The following is a 19,520-nucleotide window of genomic DNA, read 5'->3' as shown; positions in this document are numbered from 1 at the left end:
GATGCGTCGATATCAACAGCCGCGATGGCAGCAACCCCGCGCTATATCCTCGGGGCCGGTCCCAGATAGCGCACCCGCACCCGGCCCACACCCCGCTGCAGCAGCCCCAGCTCATCCGCCGCCCCGCGCGACAGATCGATGATCCGCCCATCCACGAACGGTCCCCGGTCATTCAGTCGCAGAACCACGCTTCGGCCATTGTCCAGATTGGTCACTTCCACCAGACCGGGCAGCGGCAGGGTCTTGTGCGCCGCCGTCAGGGCGTTCTGGTCGAACCGCTCGCCGGTCGCCGTGGGCCGTCCGTCAAAGCCCGGCCCGTACCAGGAAGCCAGGCCAACCTCCTCATAATTCGGATCTTCGGCCGGATGGTACCAGCGCCCGCGGATCTGATAGGGCCGCATGGTGCCCGGCACGATCGGTGCGGGATTGTCGACCCGCACTGACGCTCCGGACCGCGACCCGCCCGTCAGCCCCGTCGCCCGCGCGCCCAGCCGCACCGTGCCCGCCGCGATGTTGTAACCGCCTTCGGCCACATCGCCCGCCAGCCCGGCCGCGGCCCCCACCGTGCCACAGGCCGACAGGCTCAATCCCGCCAGCGCAATCAACAGGATGCGAACTGCGGATGCAGATGTGGACATGGCGCGCCGACCCCGAAGCCAATTTGAGGCGGCCAGCATGCCCGCATCATTTTCTTCTTTGGTTAACGCCCCCTCCCCCTGCTATGACGCCGGTCCACTCCGGGGACAGGTGGCCGAGTGGTTTAAGGCAGCGGTCTTGAAAACCGCCGTAGGTGGAAGCCTACCGTGGGTTCGAATCCCACCCTGTCCGCCACGCCCGTCGGAGGAGCCTCCGACCAGGGTCGACCGCGAGATCCCGACCGATACCTTGCATTGACCGGTGCGCTTCCAGGGACGGCGGAACCTCGAGGTTGACGGGCGATTTCCATTGTCTGTTCAGCGGAGCGAGACAATGAAGGTGCAGAAGTTTTCGATCGCGGACGCCGTGATGGAGCGATCACCGGGTCAGGAGGCCGATGTGTTCGCCGGCAATCTGCTGGACGAACGACACGGTGGTCCGGTCACCATCGGCTATGGCCGCTACGGACCGAACCAGAGCCTCAGTGAAACCATGGCGGTGCACGACGTCATGGTCGTTCTGGAAGGCGAGCTTTCCGTCTCGACCGATGACGCCACCTTGACGGCGCGGCCTGGCGAGATCGTCTACATGCCCAGGGGAGAGGCCGTCACCCTCCGCTCGCACGCCGAGGGGGCCGTCACCGCCTATGTCACCTATCCGCACTGGCGACAGCCGGAGGGGTAACAAGGGGATCGCTGCGAAACCTCACCCTTTCTGTCCGCGCGCGTCCAGGACCTTGCGAAGCGAGGCTTCGATCTTCCCGCCGCTCCAGCTCTCTCCATACTCGGCGCCCGACCGCTCCGCCCGGGCGGCAAGGGGCGGCAGGGCCCCCACCCTGCGGGACAGGGCGGCGGTCATCGGCGCGGCCTCCCTTGTGATCTCGTCGAGCGCGGGAAAGCGGTCGCCCATCGTATTCCACAGCGTCGCCGTCACGATGTCCGCCAGCCCCGGCCGGGTTCCACCCAGAAGAAATCCCGAGCGCCTTTTCAGACCGTGGCGCCGCCCGGTCTCCTCCCACAACGACAGCCATTTCCTGAGACGCGGCTCGAACGCCGCCCAGCGCGTGTCGGTCCACATCTGGCGGCCCCCGTCGAGGGTCAGTTCGTCGATCACATCATTGGCGTCACCGACGATCTTCAGTGTCATCGCGCGGCCCCCCGGCGTGTCCGGCAGCAGATCCAGCGTCTCGCCGAGATAGGAGAGGATCGCGGGCATCTGGGAGATCACGACCTTGTTCGCCTCGTCGACAAGCACGGGCGGCCCCATGAACGGGACGGGCATGGCGTGCACCGGGCCTTCCATGAGCCGGGAAATTTGCCGGCTGTCCGGCTCTGTCCAGGTCTTGCCGGCAAACGCCAGGATCGCCCGCACGAATTCGCCCCGAAAGGGCAGCGGCCAGTAATAGAGGGTATAATCGGTCATCGCGTGCACTCCATGGAGGCTTGCTCCGGTCAACGCGTGCGAACGGCCGACGTTCAGGGGGCGCATGGCAGTGTCGCCCGGGATCGGGTCTCTTGACCGAGGTCCCATACGCCTTCGCGCCACGATGTCCGCCGATCGCGGATGCTCGAGACAATCTTCCCGACCAGGCTGCGGGTTGTGGCAGGATAAAGTCTCGGCAGGCGCGGGGTGCATCCATGAAGGAACGATGGGTCATGGCATCCGCTTTGAAGCGGTTGAGACTCAGAGGTCGGGTTCAGACCTCTCAGGCGTTCAAGGTGGAGTCAGGCCTGGAGTACGGACAGCTGACTCCAGCCCGCAGGAGAGCAGAACCTCCTGTGCAGACAGGGATTTCCGGCCTTATGGAGAAAGTGGAGTCTGTTTTTGGCCTTTGACTCCCCCCGGTCCCGTTTCAGACTATTCAGACGGTTCAGACGGTTTTTTCTGCGGAACCCCGAATGAGTGAAGCTGTCATCACCCGCGTCCGGGTCATCGACCTGGAGACCGCCGGAAGCAGCGCGTCGGATGTCTGCGAGGTCGGCTGGCAGGATGTCGAGCAGCGGGCGGACGGGACATGGCAGGTCTCGGCCATGTCGCGCGGGGCCCGTTTCGTCGACCCGGGGCGGCCGATCTCGCCCGGCACCATGGCCGTGCATCATATCCTCGACGAATGGGTGGCCGGCGCGGGCTACTGGCGGGATGTGGCCCCCGATGTTCTGCGGCCTGAAGGGGGTGCGCGCGCGCTGGCCGCCCACCGGGCCGGCTTCGAGCAGCGTTTCTGCACCCCGGACATGACCGGTGCGGCGGACTGGATCTGCACCTGGAAATGCGCCCTGCGCCTGTGGCCGGAGCTGCCGCGCTTTTCCAACCAGATGCTGCGGTATCTGCGGCGTCCCGAGGGGCTGGACCATGATCTGGGCCTGCCCGCCCACCGGGCCCTGCCCGATGCCTATGTCACCGCCCACCATCTGCGTGACATGCTGAACACCGTGTCGCTGGACCAGCTGCTGGAGTGGAGCCGCGAGCCCGGCCTGCTGCCGCGTGTGCCGAGCGGCCCGAACCGGGGCCGACCCTGGTCAGACCTCGGCGATGCGGCTCTGGCCGTGCTCGCCCGCGACCGCGATATCGACATCCGCTTCAGCGCCGAAACGGAGATCGGGCGGCGCACCGGACAGGCCGGGACCAGGGGGCCCGGTCCTGTCCAGCGGACCCTGCTGTGAGATCAGAACTTGCGTCCCACGCCGATCGACACGACCCACGGGTCCAGGTCGACGTCACTGGTCAGGGCACCGCCGTTGATCTCGGCGTCGGTGTTGAACCACACCTTCTTGACGTCGACGTTCAGGCTCCACGGCCCGGTCAGGCCAACGTCGGCACCGGCCTGCAGGGCCAGCCCCAGGCCATCGTCCAGATCGACGGTGAAGCCGTTCTTGTCGTCGCCCGAATAGAACAGCATGGCGTTGACGCCGGCACCGACATAGGGGCTGAAACGGCCTTCGGTCACCGGGCGGTATTGCACGGTGACGACCGGCGGCAGAACCCAGGTCTCGTGCACAACCACATCGGTGGCCCCGCCCTGGGCACGGATCTCATGTTTCGTGGTGCCCAGAATGGCCTCGACCGCGAAATGGTCGGTCAGAAAATAGGTGAAGCCCAGGGTCGGCATCAGGTCGTCGGACACATCGACCCGCAGGCCGGTGTCGGCCCCGGCCGCTGTCAGAATCTTGTCCTCGGTCGTGGGCGCGACCTGGGTCAGGCGACCGGTCACGATCCAGTCGCCGGCGCGCGGCGGGCTCCATGGTTCGGCGGTCTGGGCCTGTGCGGCTCCGGCGGCGCCGACCATCAGGGCGAGGGTCAGCAGGGCGGTTCTGGCGGTCATCTCGGACATCCCCGGCGGTGGACTCGCACCATGCGTTCCAGCGCCCGGGTCATGCGGTGCACCCGTCCGGCGACCTTGGCCTTGATCCAGGTCAACGCCGCGCCGGGTGCGGCAATTCGGCCAAGGCCTTGCTTTCGCCCCGGTTCACGCGCATACGGGGCGGGTCAACATCTCTGCGCAACGCCCTTTTTCTACTTTGCGACGCATCGAGATAAGCCGTTACCTCAGACACGACGGGCCCAGGGAGTGTTTCCCCGGGCCAACGCCAACGGAGGTCTCAACATGGCTACCGGCACTGTTAAATGGTTCAACACCACCAAGGGCTTCGGCTTCATTCAACCCAACGATGGCGGCACGGACGTGTTCGTCCATATCTCGGCCGTCGAGCGTGCGGGCCTCGGCTCGCTGAATGAAGGCCAGACGGTCTCGTACGAGCTGGAGCGCGATCAGCGCAGCGGCAAGACGTCGGCCGGACAACTGCAGGTCCAGGCCTAAGCCTCGGATTTAGTTGCGTTTAAGGGGCCCGTCTTCTCTTCAGAGAGGGCGGGCCCTTTGCTGTTCAGGATGCCCGAACCTTGAGCCGGGCCCCCTGCACCGCCTCGACCACGACGCGCGAGCCGACGGCCGGCGCGGCATCACCCTCAAGCTCGGCAGCCCATTCCGAGCCCGAGATGAACACCCGCCCGCGTCCGTCGAGGAAGGGGGTGATGACCTGGGCATGCTGGCCGATCAGGCGCGCGTCCCGGTCGTTGATGTCCGGCACGTCTGCCGGATTGACCCGCGTGACCACCCGCCGAGACAGCAGCGTCAGAACCGCCGTCAGCAGTCCGAAGACGATGATCTCGACCGCGAAGCCGTAGCGCAGGCCGATGGCGGTCAGCACCGCCACGACCCCCGCCGACACCGCCGGCCACAGCAGCCACTCGGTCGAAAAGGCCGACTCGATGGCCAGCAGGACAAGACCGACGCCCAGCCAGATCCAGTACGGCTGGGTGGCGTGAAGGGAAATGAGCGCTTCCATGGCCGGATCCCTTCAGGGTCAGGTACGGGGCACGGACCCACCGCCGGCCGGGCGAGTGGGCGGGGTGAGCGGGGTGCGCGGCGCGGCGGTCCGCGGGGCTTGCGGCGCGGTCGGCGGCGTACGGGTCTGCTGATCCCGGGCCAGGCCCACCAGTTCGCTCACCCCGGCCAGGGTGCCGACCAAGCCGGACATCTCGGCCGGCACGATGACGGTTCTCTGCTGCGGGCTGCGGGCCAGTTCGGCGAATGCCTCCACATACTTCTGGGCGACGAAGTAGTTGATGGCATTGACGTCGCCGGCGGCGATCGCCTGGGACACCATGGCGGTGGCCTTGGCTTCGGCCTCGGCTTCGCGTTCGCGGGCCTCGGCGTCGCGGAAGGCAGCCTCGCGACGGCCCTCGGCCTCCAGAATGGCCGACTGCTTGGCCCCTTCGGCGCGGGCGATGGCGGCCTGCTTCTCGCCGTCGGCCTCGGTGATGACGGCGCGACGTTCGCGCTCGGCCTTCATCTGGCGGGCCATGGCATTGGTGATGTCGACCGGCGGGGTCAGATCCTTGATCTCGATGCGGTTGACCTTGACGCCCCACGGCTCGGTCGCGGCGTCGATCACGGTCAGCAGGCGGCTGTTGATGCTGTCGCGCTGGAACAGGACCTCATCCAGTTCCATCGAGCCGATCACGGTCCGCAGATTGGTCGAGCACAGCTGGGTGATGGCGTAGTGCAGGTCCTCGACCCGATAGGCTGCGGCCGAGGCGTTCATCACCTGGATGAAGACGATCGCGTCGACCTTGACCATGGCATTGTCCTTGGTGATCACCTCCTGCTGGGGAACATCCAGGACCTGCTCCATCATATTCATCCGACGCCCGATGCGCTCGACGAAGGGCGTCAGCAGGCTGATGCCCGGCGACAAGGTCTTGGTATATTTACCGAAACGCTCGACCGTGAACTCGCGGCCCTGCGGCACGATCTTGACCACGCTGAACAGCAGGATCACCGCAAAGACGACGACCACAATTCCAAAGATATCCAGCATTCCCATCAGCCACGCATCTCCCTGTGTTTGCGACAGGCTAGGCCGGAAAATGCCGGTCCGCCACAGAAACCGGACAGAGCCGCATCACTCTGCCGCGAGCCGGGATGCCGCCAGCCGGATGACACGCACGGTCTCGTCCCAGGCGACGTGGCGCTCGATCCCCTCCAGCGGCCAGAACCGGGCCTCGGCGGCATCGTCCCCGGCGACCGGATCACCGGATCGCCAGCGCGCAGCAAAGTCGATCAGGACATAGTGACGACCGCTGTCGGGGAAGATCCCGTCGACCACATCGATCAGCGGGCCCAGGTCGGCTTCGACCCCTGTTTCCTCGGCCAATTCCCTGAGCGCGGCCGTACGCAGGGTCTCTCCGGGTTCGACCCGCCCTCCGGGCAAGCTCCACTCCCCCAGTCGTGGGGGCCTGCCTCGCCGAATCAGCAGCACCTGATCACCGCGCAGGCAGATCACCCCCACGGCCGCCACCGGCGCGGTCATGGGCGGACAGTCGGTCGGCGAGAGATCGGCCATCCGCCCTTTTCCCCGGCCCCGGCATCTGAGACAAGCGGATATGGCTGTCCCCTCCCCTGCGGCGATCTCCGAACTGAAAGCCGCCCTTGGTCCGAAGGGATGGAGCGAGGATCCGGCCGCGCTGGCCCCGCATCTGCGTGAATGGCGGGATCGCTGGCAGGGCCATACCCCGCTTCTGCTGCAGCCCGGCTCCACGGCGGAGGTCGCCGCCGCCGTGACGATCTGTGCGCGGCACCGGGTGGCCATCACGCCCCAGGGCGGGAATACGGGGCTGGTGGGCGGTCAGATCCCGATGGGCGAGGTGCTGCTGACCACGCGACGGCTGCGTGCCATCCGCGACGTCAGCCCGCTGGACGACGCCCTGACGGTCGAGGCCGGCGTGACCCTGCATGAAGCGCAGCAGGCGGCCCTCGCGGTCGACCGGCGCTTTCCGCTGAGCCTCGCGTCCGAGGGCACGGCGACCATCGGCGGGGTCCTGTCGACCAATGCCGGAGGCACGTCGGTGCTGCGCTACGGCATGGCGCGCGATCTCGTCCTGGGGGTCGAGGCGGTGCTCGCCGACGGCCGGGTGTTCAACGGGCTGAAGCGGCTGCGCAAGGACAATACCGGCTATGACCTGAAGCAACTGCTGATCGGGGCCGAGGGGACCCTGGGCATCATCACCGCCGCGACGCTGAAGCTGTCCCCGGTCCTGCGCGGGCGGGCGACGGCGATCGTCGGGCTGGAGACCCCGCAACAGGCTGTGGCCCTGCTGGCCCGCGCCAAGGCCGAATCGGGTGGCGGGGTCGAGGCCTTCGAGCTGATGAAGCGGCTGGGCACCGAACTGGTGCTGAAATGGATCCCGGATACGCGGGCGCCGCTGGAGAGCACCCCACCCTGGTCGGTGCTGATCGAGCTGGGTTCCGGGGATCCCGACGCGGCGTCTCTGGCCCTGGAACGCCTGCTGGCGGGAGCCCTCGAGGACGGGCTGATCACGGATGCCGCCATCGCCGCGAACGAGACCCAGGCCGCGGCCTTCTGGCGACTGCGCGAGGAACAGTCCGCAGGGCTGAAGCCCGAGGGGGGCGGCTGGAAACACGATGTCTCCGTGCCCGTCTCGCAGATCGCCGACTTTATCGAGGAGACCTCGGCCGCCGTCGAGGCGTTCGAACCGGGTGCCCGGATCAGCGTCTTCGGTCACGTCGGCGACGGCAACCTGCACTATGACGTGCTGTGCCCCGGGGGCGCGGACCTGACGGCTTTCCTCGGTCGTTGGGAGGCCGGGTCGCGAATCGTCCACGACATCGTCGCGCGCTACGACGGCTCCATCTCGGCCGAGCACGGCCTCGGCCGCCTGAAGAGCGACGAGGCCCGCCGCTACAAGTCGGAGGTCGAGCTGGACGCCATGCGCGCTGTTCGCAAGGCTCTGGACCCGTTAGGCATTCTCAACCCCGGCGTCCTTTTCTGACGCCCTGCGACGGACTGCCGCCGGTTTCATTCCCTAGCGAACCTGCCTAAGTCAGCCGTCGTCACAGGGAGACCCGACGTGCTGATGATCCTGTCTCCGGCCAAGCGGCTGGATTTCTCCGTCCCCGTAACCGCAGTGCCCGCGACGACGCACCGGATGACGGACGACGTCCGCAGCCTTTCGGTCACCGCCCGTCGCCAGACCCAGGCGGATCTGCGGCGGCTGATGGGGATTTCGGCGGATCTGGCGAAACTGAATCAGGCCCGGTTCAAGGCCTTTGATCCAGACAGCGAAGAAGGGCTGCAGGCCGCCCTCGCCTTTGCCGGCGATGTCTATCAGGGCCTGGACGCCCGCAACCTTACGACCGACGATCTGGCCTGGGCCCAGGACCATTTGCGGATTCTCTCGGGGCTGTATGGCCTGCTCCGCCCGCTGGACCGGATCCAGCCCTATCGGCTTGAAATGGGGACCCGGCTGAAGACCCGGCGCGGATCCAGCCTGTATGATTTCTGGAGCGACCGCATCTCGAAGGCCCTGAATGCCGATGCCGAGGGCCATGCCGATCCCACCCTCGTCAACCTGGCCAGCCAGGAGTATTTCGGGGCCGTGGACGCCAAGGCGCTGAAGTTGCCCGTGGTCAACATCCATTTCCGGGAAGAGAAGGACGGCGAGAGCCGGATCATCTCCTTCTTCGCCAAGAAGGCGCGGGGCACCATGGCGCGCTATGCCATCGAGAACCGCATCGACCGGGCCGAGGATCTGAAGGCCTTCGACCGCGACGGCTATGGCTTTCAGGCCAGTCTGTCGACCGATAGCGACTGGATATTCACCCGAACAGGAAATTCCTGACACCGCCGCGTGGCGCAGCGCAGCATCACCGGCTATAGATCACGCCACGTTTCACTCACGAATAGGCATTCGATGTTCCAGTGGCCCAAGCGCGGTGACAAGGCAGAGTCCGAACAGGCCCGCCCGCGCGACATGAACGACCTGCGTGGCCAGGTCGCAGTGATCACGGGGTCGACCTCCGGGATCGGTCTGGCCCTGGCCCGGGCCGTGGCCGCGCGTGGCGGCGATGTGGTGCTGAACGGACTGGGCGACCCGTCCGAGATCGAGCGCAACCGGGCCGAGATGGAAGCCGCCTGCGGCGTGCGTGTCCGCTATCACGGGGCTGATATGCGTCATGGCGAAGAGGTCGCCGACATGGTGGCCTTCGCCAAGCACGAGCTGGGCCGGCTGGACATTCTGGTCAACAACGCTGGGGTCCAGCACGTTGAGGCCATCGAGAAATTCCCCGCCGACAAGTGGGAACAGATCATCGCCATCAACCTGTCGTCGGCCTTCTATGCCACGCGGGCGGCGGTGCCGATCATGAAGGCCCAGGGCCGTGGCCGGATCATCAACGTCGCCTCGGCCCACGGTCTGGTGGCCAGCCCCTTCAAGTCCGCCTATGTCGCGGCCAAGCACGGCGTGATCGGCCTGACCAAGACCGTCGGCCTGGAGCTCGCGCGCGAAGGCATCACCTGCAACGCCATCTGCCCCGGCTTTGTCGAGACGCCGATCGTCGACAAGCAGATCGCCGATCAGGCCCGCACCCACGGCATCTCGAAGGATCGTGTGCTTGAGGAAGTAATCCTCAAATCCCAGCCGACCAAACGGTTCGTGACGACCGATGAACTGGTTGGCATCTTCCTCTATCTGGTGTCGGATCTGGGCGCCTCGGCCAACGGGACGGCCTTCTCCATCGACGGTGGCTGGACGGCGCAATAGCTGGATGGTGCATCAGGCCCCTCCCCCGCCGGTCTGTCTGGCCCTGCAGGGGGGAGGCTCGCATGGGGCCTTCCAGTGGGGTGTACTGGATCGGCTGCTGGAAGCAGGGGCGCTGGATTTCCGCGCTGTTACCTGCGCCTCGGCCGGAGCGATGAACGCCGCCGCCCTGATCACCGGACTGGAGGCCGGCGGCCTTGAGGGCGCGCGCAAGGCGCTGGACAAGCTGTGGCGCGAGATCAATCAGTCCGGCGGGCGCAATGTCTTTGGCGACAGCTCGATCTGGAGCGCGACCTTCAGCCCGGCCTGGATGAAGGACACGCCCCTGTGGCGGTCGGCCGAAAGTCTGGCCATGACGATGTCGCCCTATCAGTTTAACCCCTTCAACCTGAACCCCCTGCGTCGGGTTCTGGACACGGTTGTCGATTTCGACGCCGTTCGGGGTTCGGACATCCAGCTGTTCGTGGCCACGACGGCGGTCAAGCAGGGCCGGGTCCGCCTGTTCGACAATACGGAACTGACCATGGATGTGCTGCTGGCCTCGGCTTGTCTGCCGCATCTGTTCCAGGCGGTCGAGATCGAGGGCGAGCCCTACTGGGACGGGGGCTATCTGGCCAATCCGCCGCTCTGGCCGCTGTTCTACGCCTCGACGCCCGACGACATCCTGCTGCTGCCGCTCAACCCGTTCCGGCGGGACGAGACCCCGCGGGATGCCGATGTGATCATGGATCGCCTGAACGAGATCGTCTTCAACGCCCCGCTGGTCGCCGAGCTGCGGGCCGTGGCCTTCGTCCAGGATTTGATCGAGGCGGGGCGTCTGAACCAGACGGGCGACGACGGCTATCGCAAGCTGCGCATGCACGCCATCGAGGCGGACGCCCATCTGTCGGACCTGCCGCTGCGGTCGAAATTCGACACCGAATGGACCTTCCTTAACCGGCTCAAGGACAAGGGCCGGGCAGCGGCCGAGGTCTGGCTGCGGGACTGTCTGGTCCAGATCGGGAAGTCGCCGAGCATCGACCTGAAGGCGCGCTTCCTCTAGCCGACGAAGCCGGCGGCCCGACGCAGGCGGTCGTTGATAGCCTCGCCCAGACCTGTGTCGGGAATCGGCGACACGGCGATGCCCGTCGGATGCTCACGGTCCGCCTCGCGCAACAGGCGGAACAGGCGCGCGGCGGCTTCGGTCAGGTCACCCGTGGTACTCAGACTCCAGCGCGCCTCACCCACGCCCGGGCCAAAGCCCAGCAGGATCTCTCCGGGACGGGCGTCCGGAGCCTCGATCCGGACCGGCGCATCGGGCGCATAGTGCAGGGTCAGGCGGCCCGGCGACCTGTGCCCCTCCCCCGCATCGGCCTCCAGGGGGCCGACCACGCCCTCGATCTCCGCCCGCGTGACGCTGCCGGGCCGCAGCAGGCGCGGGCGATCCCCCAGCAAGGACACGACCGTGCTCTCCAGCCCGACGATGCAGTCGCCGCCGTCCAGCGCCACCGATGCCGCAGGACCGGTCTCGTCGACCGCGTCGCGGAAGGTCGTGGGACTGGGGCGCCCCGACCGATTGGCCGAGGGAGCCACCACGGGCCCGCCAAAGGCCGTGATGACCGCGCGGGCCAGAGGATGTCCGGGCACGCGCACCGCCACACTGTCCAGCCCCGCACGTGCGAGATCACAGACCGGACCGTCCGGCAGGGCCTGCAGCACCAGGGTCAGGGGACCGGGCCAGAACCGGTCAGCGAGGGCCTCGGCCATCGAGGTCATTTCGCCCACGCGTGCGGCCGCCTCGACGCTGTCAACGTGGGCGATCAGGGGATTGAAGCGCGGACGACCCTTGGCGGCAAAGATTCGCGCCACGGCCTCCGGGTTCGCGGCATCGGCGGCCAGTCCATAGACGGTCTCGGTCGGCAGGATGACCAGATCCCCGCGATGGAGGGCCGCAGCGGCCTCCGCGACAGGATCGCTCACGGTCGGCGCGGAATGAAGGGCAGCATGCGGTGCAGCACATTGTCACGGTCGACGAAGTGGTGCTTCAGCGCGCCGATGATGTGCAGGGCCAGCAGGACGTACAGCAGCTTGGCGCCCATCTCGTGCGCGTCCATGAACCGGCCCGCGACCTCGCGCCCGCCAGAGATCGGCAGCAGGGGCCAGTTGAACAGCCCGAACCAGGGAATGTCGCGGCCCGCCGCGGACGACGCCGCCCAACCCCCCAGCGGCATGCCGATCAGCACGACGTAGAACAGCACATGGGTGCCGCGAGCCATAAGCCTTTGCCATTTCGGCATTTCCGCCGGCAGCGGAATGGCCGGATTGGCGATCCGCCAGCCCAGCCGCACCAGGGTCAGGACCAGGATCGACAGGCCGACCGATTTGTGAAGGCCCATCCATGGCCCGCCCTCGGTCGCATCGTGAACCATGATCAGGGCGATCTGGCCGATCACCAGCACGCCAATCAGCCAGTGCAGGAACAGGGACACCTGGGAGTATCGATTCCGGGGCTCGGCCATGACTTCCCTTCCGTGACGGCAGTGGACCAAACTTGGCAAATCCGGCCATCGCGGCCAAGTGTCTGAATGATCCTATCGTTACCCGCTCGATCAAGGGAGTCCCGATGAGCTACCGCGCCCCGCTTCGCGACCTGGGCTTCACCCTGAAGCACGTCCTTGGCCTTGAGGACCTGCAGGCCACCGGGGCCTTCCCGGACCTTGATGTCGATCTGGTCGATGCCGTGCTGGAAGCCGCCGGTCAGGTGGCCGAGGGCACGCTGGCGCCGCTCAATGTGCCGGGCGACCGGGCCGGGGCCCGGCTGGACGGCGACGGCGTGGTCCCTGCGCCCGGCTTCGCCGAGGCCTACAAGACCTTTGTCGAGGGGGGGTGGATGGGGCTGGCGGCCCCGGTCGCCCATGGCGGACAGGGCCTGCCCAAGGCGCTCGAGCTGGCCGCCTACGAGCCGGTGCATTCCGCCAATATGGCCTTTGGCCTGTGCCCCATGCTGTCACTGGCGGCGATCGAGGCGCTGGAGGCGCACGGCACCGAGGCGCAGAAGGCAACCTATCTGACCCGGCTGATCTCGGGCGAGTGGACCGGGGCCATGGTCCTGACCGAACCCAACGCCGGGTCGGACCTCGGAGCGCTCACGGCGACCGCCACGCCGAACGGCGACGGCACCTACAGCCTGACGGGCCAGAAGATCTTCATCACCTGGGGCGACCACGACATGACGGACAATATCGTCCACATGGTGCTGGCCCGACTGCCCGATGCCCCGCCGGGCCCCAAGGGCATCAGCCTGTTCCTCGCCCCCAAATTCCTTGTGAATGCCGACGGCTCATTGGGTGAGCGCAACGCCTTCCGTCCCGTCGGGGTCGAGCACAAGCTGGGCATCCACGCCTCGCCCACCTGCGTCATGGCCTATGAGGGGGCGACTGCGGAGCTGGTCGGGCGGCCGAATGAGGGGCTGGCCCATATGTTCGTGATGATGAACGCGGCCCGCGTCGCCGTGGGTGTCGAGGGCGTGGGCATCGCCGAGCGCGCCTATCAGCACGCCCTGGCCTATGCCACGGACCGCCGTCAGGGCCGGTCGGTGTGGACGGGTGAGGCCTCGGCGCCCATTCTGGACCACCCCGATGTGCGCCGCACCCTGTCGGTGATGAAGGCAAAGGTTGCCGCCGGCCGCGCCATCTGTCTGGCGACCGGCATGGCGGCCGATCTTGCCCGCAGCTCGTCCGATCCCGACGTCGCCCGCCAGTGGAAGGGCCGCGAGGACCTGCTGACGCCGATTGCCAAGGCGTGGTCGACCGACATGGGGGTCGAGGTCGCCTCCATGGGCATCCAGGTTCACGGCGGCATGGGCTTCATCGAGGAGACGGGTGCGGCCCAGTACTATCGCGACGCCCGCATCGCCCCGATCTATGAGGGGACCAACGGCATCCAGGCCATGGATCTGGTGGGCCGCAAGCTGTCGCAGGACGGCGGGGCCTCGGCGCGCCTGCTGATCGAGGAGATGAAGACGGTGCTGACGCCGCTGGCGGCCCTCTATGACGGCAAGCCGGTCGAGCGGATGGCCAATGCCCTGTCGGCGGTCGAGGACGCCACGCTCTGGCTGCTGGACCGCAAGGCGACCGAGGACGGAGCTGCCGATGTGCTGGCCGCTGCCGATGCCTATCTGAAACTGATGGGCGATGTCATCGGGGGCTGGTTCCTGGCCCGCGGTGCGCTGGCCGCCCAGACGCTGAAGGCCAATGGCCAGGGCGATGCCGACTGGTTGGACGGCCGCATCGCATTGTATGAGGTCTATGCCGCCAATGTGCTGGGCCATGTGTCCAGCCGTCTGGCCGCCATCGGCCAGGGCGGCGACCTGCTTCTGCGGATGACCCCCGCGGTGCTGGCCCCCTGATCTCCATCATGGCCGTTTGTTCATTTGACGGGTCGACACGACGCCGATCATGGTGCCGCATTCCGATTTCCGCCCTTTGCTGGAGCCTGTCATGAACCGTCGGCAGATGATCGCGTCCACCGCCGCCACCGCCCTTGCGGCCGCCGCCTCCCCGACCCTTGCCCGCCCCGCGAAAGGCCCCCTGCCCGACATGCCCGTGCCCCCCGTCGCCAAGAAAATCCCCGTCACCATCGAACAGCTGGGCCGCATCCGCGTGGACGAATATCAGTGGATGAAGGACGACAACTGGCAGGCGGTGCTGCGCGATCCGACCCTGATCAAGGCGGACGTCAAGGAACACCTGATCGCCGAGAACGCCTATCGCGAGGCGATGATGGCCTCGACCGAGCCGCTGCAGGCCACGATGTTCGAGGAGATGAAGGGACGGATCAAGCAGGACGAATCCTCTGTTCCTGTGCCGGATGGTGCCTGGGAATATTACGTCGAGTACCGGACGGGCGAGCAGCATCCGCATTACATGCGGCAGGGGCGGGCGGGTCCGTACAACCTGTTCGATCTCGACTTCCATCCCGTCACCCCGCCGCACGCTGCGGAAGAGCTGCTGGATGCGAACGCCCTCGCCGCTGGAAAGGCCTATTCTGAGGTCTCCGCGACCGAGCACAGCCCCGACCACAAGCTCTTTGCCTATGCTGAGGACGCGCAGGGCTCGGAGGTGCACCAGATATATGTGAAGGACTTGGCCACAGGCGAGGTACTGCCTGATCCGATCCAGTCGGCGACGGGGAATTTCACGTTCTCGCCGGACAGCCAGTGGATCTTCTGGACCAACCGCGACGACAACGGGCGGCCGGACAAGATCTTCCGTCGCCCCGCCCGCGGCGGCGTAGCGGCTCTGGTCTATGAGGAAGCCGACGACGGCATGTTCATCAGCGTCGGGCGGACGTCCGACGACGCCTTCGTAATCATCTCAATCGCCAACCAGGAGACCTCCGAAACCCGTTACATCTCCCGCGACGAGCCCACCGCCGAGCCGAAGGTGCTCGCCCCCCGTCAAGAAGGCATCCTCTATGACGCCGACCATGCGATGTATCGCTGGCTCATCCGCACAAACGCCGACGAGGCAGTAGATTTCAAGATCGTCGAAGCGGTCGGCGAGGAATTGGGCCGGGCCCACTGGCGGGATGTCATTCCTCACCGGCCGGGTCGTTATATTGAGGGGTTTACCCCTTACGTCGGCAATCTGGTCCGGCAGGAGAGGGCCGACGCCAATACGCGGATCATCATCACACAGTATCCTGGCACGCGTGCCTATCCCGTCGGGACACCCGTACCGCCACTGGGATTCGGAGAGGACGAGCACGAGATCGAAGTCGCCGAGCCGGCCTATTCGCTGGCACTCTCAACCGCCTTGGAGTTCGGCGGAGATACCATGCGCTACAGCTACAACTCGCCATCAACACCAACGTTGATCTACGACTATAGTATGGGTACCCGCGAGCGGACCCTGCGCAAGGTCCAGGAGGTCCCCTCGGGCCACAACCCGGAGGACTATGTGGTCGAGCGGCTGAACGCCCCGGCCAGCGACGGCCAGCTGGTGCCCGTCACCATCCTGCGCCGCAAGACGACCCCGGTGAACGGCTCGGCCCCGCTGCTGCTGTACGGCTATGGCTCCTACGGCATCCCCATGTCGGCCAGCTTCTCGACCAACCGGCTGTCGCTGGTGGACCGGGGCTGGATCTATGCCATCGCCCACATCCGGGGCGGATCGGACAAGGGCTGGGGCTGGTTCCTCGATGCCCGCCGCTTCACCAAGAAGAATACCTTCACCGACTTCATCGCCGCCGCCGAGCACCTGATCTCGACCGGCCACGGCAAGGCCGGGCACATCGTGGCCCAGGGCGGCTCTGCGGGTGGCCTGCTGATGGGCGCCGTCAACAACATGCGGCCCGACCTGTGGGCCGGCGTGATCGGTCAGGTGCCGTTCGTGGATGTGATCAACACCATGAGCGACGTCAGCCTGCCGCTGACCCCGCCCGAATGGCCCGAGTGGGGCAATCCGCTCGAGGATGCCGAGGCCTATGACTACATCGCCAGCTACAGCCCTTACGACAACATCGAGGCCAGGGCTTATCCGGCAGTGCTGGCCACCGGCGGCCTCTCGGACCCCCGCGTGACCTATTGGGAGCCCGAAAAGTGGGTCGCCCGCCTGCGCCCCGCGACCACTTCGGGCAAGCCGGTGCTGCTCAAGATCAATATGGAGGCCGGCCACGGCGGGGCCTCGGGGCGCTTCGACTATCTCAAGGAGGTCGCCCATGACTTTGCCTTCGCCATCTGGGCCATCGACAAGGGCTGGGAAAAGGCCTGACAACGTGGGCTCGACCCGGCCGAATCTGCGGTCTAGAAGACGGTGATGGCAATCCTCCGCACCCTGTCGATCCTGATTGGCGTCCTCGCGGTGCTGGTGCTCGGCGCTGCGTCGGGGCCGGTGGAAGCCGAACCCATGCCCTGTCACGAGCAGGGCATGCAGATGACTTCGTCTTCTGAGACACCCGAGCCCTCCAAGCCGGTCGGCACCGCAATGGCCTGCTGTGTCATGTGCGTGGTTTCGCCCCTGCAGGGCTCTGTCACCCCCTTGGTGTCAGTTGCCCCTTCCACACCGGCCACCTGGGCGGGCCAGGGGTCAACAGGCCTCGTCTCGTCTCCGGAAGCGCCCCCTCCACGATCGCCTGCCTCACTCTGAAAGCCGCGCTGGTTCGCCAGCACTCTCAAGACCTTTCAAGAGGAGGCCGTTATGGCTGTCCGATACCTTGCCGCGCTGCTGTGCGGCACCTGCCTGACCGTGGTTGCACCTGCCGCCATGGCCCAGGACTCCCACGACCACCACCCCCCTGCCGACCCGCATGCCGGCCATGACATGGGCGCAGATGTCCGGTCGGCTGATCCGCACGCCGGCCACGCCATGCCCATGACCAGCGTGCTGAGCGGCTATCCCATGACACGCGATGCCTCCGGCACCAGCTGGCAGCCGGACATGTCCGAACATGGCGGCATTCATTGGGGTCAAGGCGACTGGTCCTTGATGGCCCATGCGGTCCTTGATCTGGTCCATTCCGACCAGGGCGGGCCGCGCGGTGACGCCAAAACCTTTATTGCCGGCATGATCATGGGCTCGGCCCGTCGGGACTTTGCCGACGGCTCGACCCTCAACTTGCGGGGTATGATCAGCCCCGATCCGTTGATGGGCAAGGAAGGTTACCCCCTCCTCCTCGCGGCCGGCGAAACCGCAGACGGCCTCACGCCGCTGGTGGATCGCCAGCACCCCCATGACCTGTTCATGGAGTTGTCGGCCTCCTACGCCCGCCCCGTCTCGGATCGCGACTCACTGTTCATATACGTAGGCTTGCCGGGAGAGCCTGCCTTTGGACCGCCCGCCTTCATGCACCGCATGAGCGCCATGGCCAGCCCCGAGGCGCCGATCACGCACCACTGGCTGGATTCGACCCACATCACCTTCGGAGTCGTTACGACTGGCTGGATCCGGGACGGCTTCAAGCTTGAGACCTCGGCTTTCCGGGGTCGCGAGCCGGATCAGGACCGGTACGACATCGAAAGCCCTGACCTCGACAGTTGGTCGGTGCGGGCGTCGTGGAATCCCTCACCGGAATGGTCCCTGCAGGTCTCGTGGGCGGACGTCAAGGCGCCCGAGCAACTTGAGCCCGATGAAGACGAGACCCGCATGTCGGCCAGCGCCATTCACACGCGCCGGATCGGCACCATGGGCTGGTGGTCCACGACCCTGGCCTGGGGGGCAAAGACCAATGACCACGATGAGACCAAGGCCGGATGGGCTCTTGAGAGCGCCTTCAGCCCCGACGACCGCTGGACCCTGTTCAGTCGGTACGAACGGATCGAGACCGATGAGCTCCTGCCCGGTCATGGGGGTGGCCACGGCGACCTCTACACCGTGTCCAAAGTGTCGGTCGGCGCGGTACGGGAGTGGCAGATTCGTTCGAACGTCCGCTTCGGTGTCGGTGGCCTTTACTCTGTAAACCGGGTGCCGGATGGGCTTGCCGGCGAATACGGTGGCGATCCAGATGGCGGGATGCTGTTCATCCGGTTGCGACTGAACTAGCCTGGGTCCCCGGATAGTGTTCGACCACTGTCCGGGGGTGCTCCTAGTGCGGGGCGATGTCGCCCGGCGGGGTGCTTAGCCACGGTGCCAGCTTCAGCCGGCGCGGGGGGCGCGTGATGTCGCCGGAGGTCCGGAAACGACGGGCAAAGTCGACCACCTCGCGCAGGGTCGTTTCGTCGAATGGTTTGCAGACGACCCCCAGCGCGCCCGAGAATCCCTCGGGAATCTGCTCGGGGTTGGCGGTCATGAAGACGACGGCGACCCCGTGGCGCTCCACCAGATCATGGGCGACCTGGGGGCCGGTCAGGCCGTCGAGCAGATTGACATCAACAAGAGCCAGGTCTGGCTCGCACCGCCGCGCCAGCATGAGGGCGCTGGCCTGATCCATGGCCAGACCCACGACCTCACAGTCGGAGTCGGTCAGCATGAGTTCCAGCTCCATAGCCAGGATGGGCTGATCCTCGACGACCAGAACCTTGATGTCCTTGGGGACGTTAAGCTTCAACAGCACTACCAAGCACCGCTGAACAGGGCGGTGTCACAGACCAAAGACCGCAATTGTCCGATTGCGTACTTCAAACGCACCTGTATCGGATTGGTTCGACCTTTGCTATTCACCCGTTCGGGGCGTGATTTCAGGGTTCAGTATGGGCGTGTCAGCAATCGATCCTCTGGACGGGGCGCAACCGGCGTCAATACGCGAACTGAGGCTCATCCAGACGCTGATTTCCATTCGCCTGCGCGGCGTAACCGACCCTGAGGGGCGACGGCACATGAACTGGGTCAGCGACCTGGTCAGCGCCATGACGCTGATGGCCGAGCGGGGCACACGGTCCGGCGCTCCGGACTTTGCGACCTATATGAGCGAGACGCTCGGCTTCTGGGCGAGACTGTGCGAGTCGCGCGGACTGAAGCTGTCGGTGAACGGCGACGTTCCTCCGCTCCCGATCACCCTGCACCTGCCGCTGGCCATCGTCCTGCACGAGATCATGGGCGAGGTCGTTCGCAACTATGAACCCGGTGCCGTCGGCCAGGCCGCAGCCGTGGCCTTTGCGGCATCGGCGACCGACATCAGCATGGTCGTCAGCGCGACCACGCCCGCTGGCAACGACGCGGTCCACGCGGAGAGCATGGCTCTGGTTGAGGGACTGGTGTCCCTCCTGGGCGGCCAGGCCGTTTGCTCCGAGCCCGGACGGGGCGGGCTGACCGTCAAGGTCCACTTGCCCCTCGCCGCGCGGCAGTTGCAGTAGG

The 19,520-nt window shown here is 66.5% G+C and carries 19 protein-coding genes, 1 tRNA gene and 1 pseudogene; 12 read left to right on the top strand and 9 right to left on the bottom strand.

Annotated features, from left to right (window positions below; genetic code table 11):
• Positions 1-47 precede the first annotated feature (47 nt).
• Positions 48-434 (bottom strand): annotated as a pseudogene (locus IBJ06_RS05715) (septal ring lytic transglycosylase RlpA family protein); the annotation flags it as partial.
• A gap of 307 nt (positions 435-741) precedes the next feature.
• Here IBJ06_RS05715 and IBJ06_RS05710 point away from each other — a divergent pair.
• Together IBJ06_RS05710 and IBJ06_RS05705 are read left to right on the top strand one after the other, a co-directional pair.
• Positions 742-831 (top strand) — tRNA-Ser (locus tag IBJ06_RS05710).
• 138 nt (positions 832-969) lie between these two features.
• The gene (locus IBJ06_RS05705) at positions 970-1,320 is read left to right on the top strand and encodes an AraC family ligand binding domain-containing protein (RefSeq protein WP_292158105.1); all 351 of its coding nucleotides are present in this window, start codon (positions 970-972) and stop codon (positions 1,318-1,320) included.
• Between the two features lie 21 nt (positions 1,321-1,341).
• Here IBJ06_RS05705 and IBJ06_RS05700 read toward each other — a convergent pair whose 3' ends face one another.
• On the bottom strand, positions 1,342-2,124 hold the full coding sequence (locus IBJ06_RS05700; RefSeq protein ID WP_292158104.1) for a glutathione S-transferase: 783 nt from the start codon (positions 2,122-2,124) through the stop codon (positions 1,342-1,344).
• 410 nt (positions 2,125-2,534) lie between these two features.
• On the opposite strand from IBJ06_RS05700, the gene IBJ06_RS05695 reads away from it, so the two are divergent.
• A complete protein-coding gene (locus IBJ06_RS05695; protein ID WP_292158102.1) occupies positions 2,535-3,296 on the top strand; it encodes a DNA polymerase III subunit epsilon in 762 nt (253 codons plus the stop codon).
• Positions 3,297-3,298: 2 nt separating this feature from the next.
• On the opposite strand, the gene IBJ06_RS05690 is transcribed toward IBJ06_RS05695, so the two are convergent.
• Positions 3,299-3,955, bottom strand: coding sequence for an OmpW family outer membrane protein (locus tag IBJ06_RS05690; protein WP_292158100.1), 657 nt, complete (start codon positions 3,953-3,955; stop codon positions 3,299-3,301).
• A gap of 282 nt (positions 3,956-4,237) precedes the next feature.
• Between IBJ06_RS05690 and IBJ06_RS05685 the strand changes: the two genes are divergently transcribed.
• Entirely contained in the window at positions 4,238-4,450 is a 213-nt protein-coding gene (locus IBJ06_RS05685) for a cold-shock protein (protein ID WP_123286543.1), read from the top strand.
• 64 nt (positions 4,451-4,514) lie between these two features.
• Here IBJ06_RS05685 and IBJ06_RS05680 read toward each other — a convergent pair whose 3' ends face one another.
• The 3 genes from IBJ06_RS05680 to IBJ06_RS05670 all read right to left on the bottom strand — a co-directional run bounded on the left by IBJ06_RS05680 (position 4,515) and on the right by IBJ06_RS05670 (position 6,503).
• Complete coding sequence (locus IBJ06_RS05680; protein WP_292158096.1) at positions 4,515-4,976, bottom strand: NfeD family protein; 462 nt, start codon at positions 4,974-4,976, stop codon at positions 4,515-4,517.
• Positions 4,977-4,994: 18 nt separating this feature from the next.
• Positions 4,995-6,002, bottom strand: a complete 1,008-nt coding sequence (locus IBJ06_RS05675) for an SPFH domain-containing protein (RefSeq protein ID WP_292158524.1) — start codon at positions 6,000-6,002, stop codon at positions 4,995-4,997.
• 93 nt (positions 6,003-6,095) lie between these two features.
• Complete coding sequence (locus IBJ06_RS05670; RefSeq protein WP_292158523.1) at positions 6,096-6,503, bottom strand: NUDIX hydrolase; 408 nt, start codon at positions 6,501-6,503, stop codon at positions 6,096-6,098.
• Positions 6,504-6,576: 73 nt separating this feature from the next.
• Here IBJ06_RS05670 and IBJ06_RS05665 point away from each other — a divergent pair, with 73 nt between their 5' ends.
• The 4 genes from IBJ06_RS05665 (at position 6,577) to IBJ06_RS05650 (ending at position 10,792) form a co-directional block, all read left to right on the top strand.
• The gene (locus tag IBJ06_RS05665; protein ID WP_292158094.1) at positions 6,577-7,983 is read left to right on the top strand and encodes an FAD-binding oxidoreductase; all 1,407 of its coding nucleotides are present in this window, start codon (positions 6,577-6,579) and stop codon (positions 7,981-7,983) included.
• Between the two features lie 78 nt (positions 7,984-8,061).
• Entirely contained in the window at positions 8,062-8,832 is a 771-nt protein-coding gene (gene yaaA / locus IBJ06_RS05660) for a peroxide stress protein YaaA (protein ID WP_292158092.1), read from the top strand.
• Between the two features lie 132 nt (positions 8,833-8,964).
• The gene (locus IBJ06_RS05655; protein ID WP_292158522.1) at positions 8,965-9,753 is read left to right on the top strand and encodes a 3-hydroxybutyrate dehydrogenase; all 789 of its coding nucleotides are present in this window, start codon (positions 8,965-8,967) and stop codon (positions 9,751-9,753) included.
• Between the two features lie 4 nt (positions 9,754-9,757).
• Positions 9,758-10,792 carry a patatin-like phospholipase family protein gene (locus IBJ06_RS05650; protein ID WP_292158090.1) on the top strand — a complete coding sequence of 345 codons (1,035 nt, stop codon included), beginning with the start codon at positions 9,758-9,760 and terminating at the stop codon, positions 10,790-10,792.
• Here IBJ06_RS05650 and IBJ06_RS05645 read toward each other — a convergent pair.
• Together IBJ06_RS05645 and IBJ06_RS05640 are read right to left on the bottom strand one after the other, a co-directional pair.
• Positions 10,789-11,709, bottom strand: coding sequence for an L-threonylcarbamoyladenylate synthase (locus IBJ06_RS05645; RefSeq protein ID WP_292158088.1), 921 nt, complete (start codon positions 11,707-11,709; stop codon positions 10,789-10,791). The two genes, IBJ06_RS05650 and IBJ06_RS05645, sit on opposite strands and share 4 nt — an antisense overlap.
• Positions 11,706-12,248 carry a cytochrome b gene (locus tag IBJ06_RS05640; RefSeq protein ID WP_292158086.1) on the bottom strand — a complete coding sequence of 181 codons (543 nt, stop codon included), beginning with the start codon at positions 12,246-12,248 and terminating at the stop codon, positions 11,706-11,708. Before IBJ06_RS05640 ends, IBJ06_RS05645 begins: the two co-directional genes overlap by 4 nt.
• Before the next feature lie 104 nt (positions 12,249-12,352).
• On the opposite strand from IBJ06_RS05640, the gene IBJ06_RS05635 reads away from it, so the two are divergent.
• From IBJ06_RS05635 to IBJ06_RS05625, 3 genes are all read left to right on the top strand, one after another.
• Positions 12,353-14,137: an acyl-CoA dehydrogenase gene (locus IBJ06_RS05635; RefSeq protein ID WP_292158084.1), complete on the top strand. Its 1,785-nt coding sequence runs from the start codon at positions 12,353-12,355 to the stop codon at positions 14,135-14,137.
• 91 nt (positions 14,138-14,228) lie between these two features.
• Positions 14,229-16,502 carry a S9 family peptidase gene (locus tag IBJ06_RS05630; RefSeq protein WP_292158083.1) on the top strand — a complete coding sequence of 758 codons (2,274 nt, stop codon included), beginning with the start codon at positions 14,229-14,231 and terminating at the stop codon, positions 16,500-16,502.
• A gap of 426 nt (positions 16,503-16,928) precedes the next feature.
• Positions 16,929-18,269 carry a hypothetical protein gene (locus IBJ06_RS05625; protein WP_292158082.1) on the top strand — a complete coding sequence of 447 codons (1,341 nt, stop codon included), beginning with the start codon at positions 16,929-16,931 and terminating at the stop codon, positions 18,267-18,269.
• Between the two features lie 43 nt (positions 18,270-18,312).
• Here IBJ06_RS05625 and IBJ06_RS05620 read toward each other — a convergent pair whose 3' ends face one another.
• Positions 18,313-18,780, bottom strand: coding sequence for a response regulator (locus tag IBJ06_RS05620; RefSeq protein ID WP_292158081.1), 468 nt, complete (start codon positions 18,778-18,780; stop codon positions 18,313-18,315).
• A 262-nt stretch (positions 18,781-19,042) separates the two neighbouring features.
• On the opposite strand from IBJ06_RS05620, the gene IBJ06_RS05615 reads away from it, so the two are divergent.
• Entirely contained in the window at positions 19,043-19,519 is a 477-nt protein-coding gene (locus IBJ06_RS05615) for a hypothetical protein (protein ID WP_292158079.1), read from the top strand.
• Position 19,520: the final 1 nt, after the last annotated feature.

It is taken from the genome of Brevundimonas sp., assembly GCF_016742135.1.
GTDB lineage: Bacteria > Pseudomonadota > Alphaproteobacteria > Caulobacterales > Caulobacteraceae > Brevundimonas.
Note: the sequence above shows the minus strand (reverse complement) of the source record. Positions and strands in the feature narration are given on the sequence as shown.

Excerpts from the sequence above, each read along its gene's own strand:
- IBJ06_RS05705 (WP_292158105.1), top strand. The coding sequence starts at position 970 with ATGAAGGTGCAGAAGTTTTCGATCGCGGACGCCGTGATGGAGCGATCA.
- IBJ06_RS05700 (WP_292158104.1), bottom strand. The coding sequence starts at position 2,124 with ATGCGCCCCCTGAACGTCGGCCGTTCGCACGCGTTGACCGGAGCAAGC.
- IBJ06_RS05695 (WP_292158102.1), top strand. The coding sequence starts at position 2,535 with ATGAGTGAAGCTGTCATCACCCGCGTCCGGGTCATCGACCTGGAGACC.
- IBJ06_RS05690 (WP_292158100.1), bottom strand. The coding sequence starts at position 3,955 with ATGACCGCCAGAACCGCCCTGCTGACCCTCGCCCTGATGGTCGGCGCC.
- IBJ06_RS05685 (WP_123286543.1), top strand. The coding sequence starts at position 4,238 with ATGGCTACCGGCACTGTTAAATGGTTCAACACCACCAAGGGCTTCGGC.
- IBJ06_RS05680 (WP_292158096.1), bottom strand. The coding sequence starts at position 4,976 with ATGGAAGCGCTCATTTCCCTTCACGCCACCCAGCCGTACTGGATCTGG.
- IBJ06_RS05670 (WP_292158523.1), bottom strand. The coding sequence starts at position 6,503 with ATGACCGCGCCGGTGGCGGCCGTGGGGGTGATCTGCCTGCGCGGTGAT.
- IBJ06_RS05665 (WP_292158094.1), top strand. The coding sequence starts at position 6,577 with ATGGCTGTCCCCTCCCCTGCGGCGATCTCCGAACTGAAAGCCGCCCTT.
- IBJ06_RS05655 (WP_292158522.1), top strand. The coding sequence starts at position 8,965 with ATGAACGACCTGCGTGGCCAGGTCGCAGTGATCACGGGGTCGACCTCC.
- IBJ06_RS05650 (WP_292158090.1), top strand. The coding sequence starts at position 9,758 with ATGGTGCATCAGGCCCCTCCCCCGCCGGTCTGTCTGGCCCTGCAGGGG.
- IBJ06_RS05640 (WP_292158086.1), bottom strand. The coding sequence starts at position 12,248 with ATGGCCGAGCCCCGGAATCGATACTCCCAGGTGTCCCTGTTCCTGCAC.
- IBJ06_RS05635 (WP_292158084.1), top strand. The coding sequence starts at position 12,353 with ATGAGCTACCGCGCCCCGCTTCGCGACCTGGGCTTCACCCTGAAGCAC.
- IBJ06_RS05630 (WP_292158083.1), top strand. The coding sequence starts at position 14,229 with ATGAACCGTCGGCAGATGATCGCGTCCACCGCCGCCACCGCCCTTGCG.
- IBJ06_RS05625 (WP_292158082.1), top strand. The coding sequence starts at position 16,929 with ATGGCTGTCCGATACCTTGCCGCGCTGCTGTGCGGCACCTGCCTGACC.
- IBJ06_RS05615 (WP_292158079.1), top strand. The coding sequence starts at position 19,043 with ATGAACTGGGTCAGCGACCTGGTCAGCGCCATGACGCTGATGGCCGAG.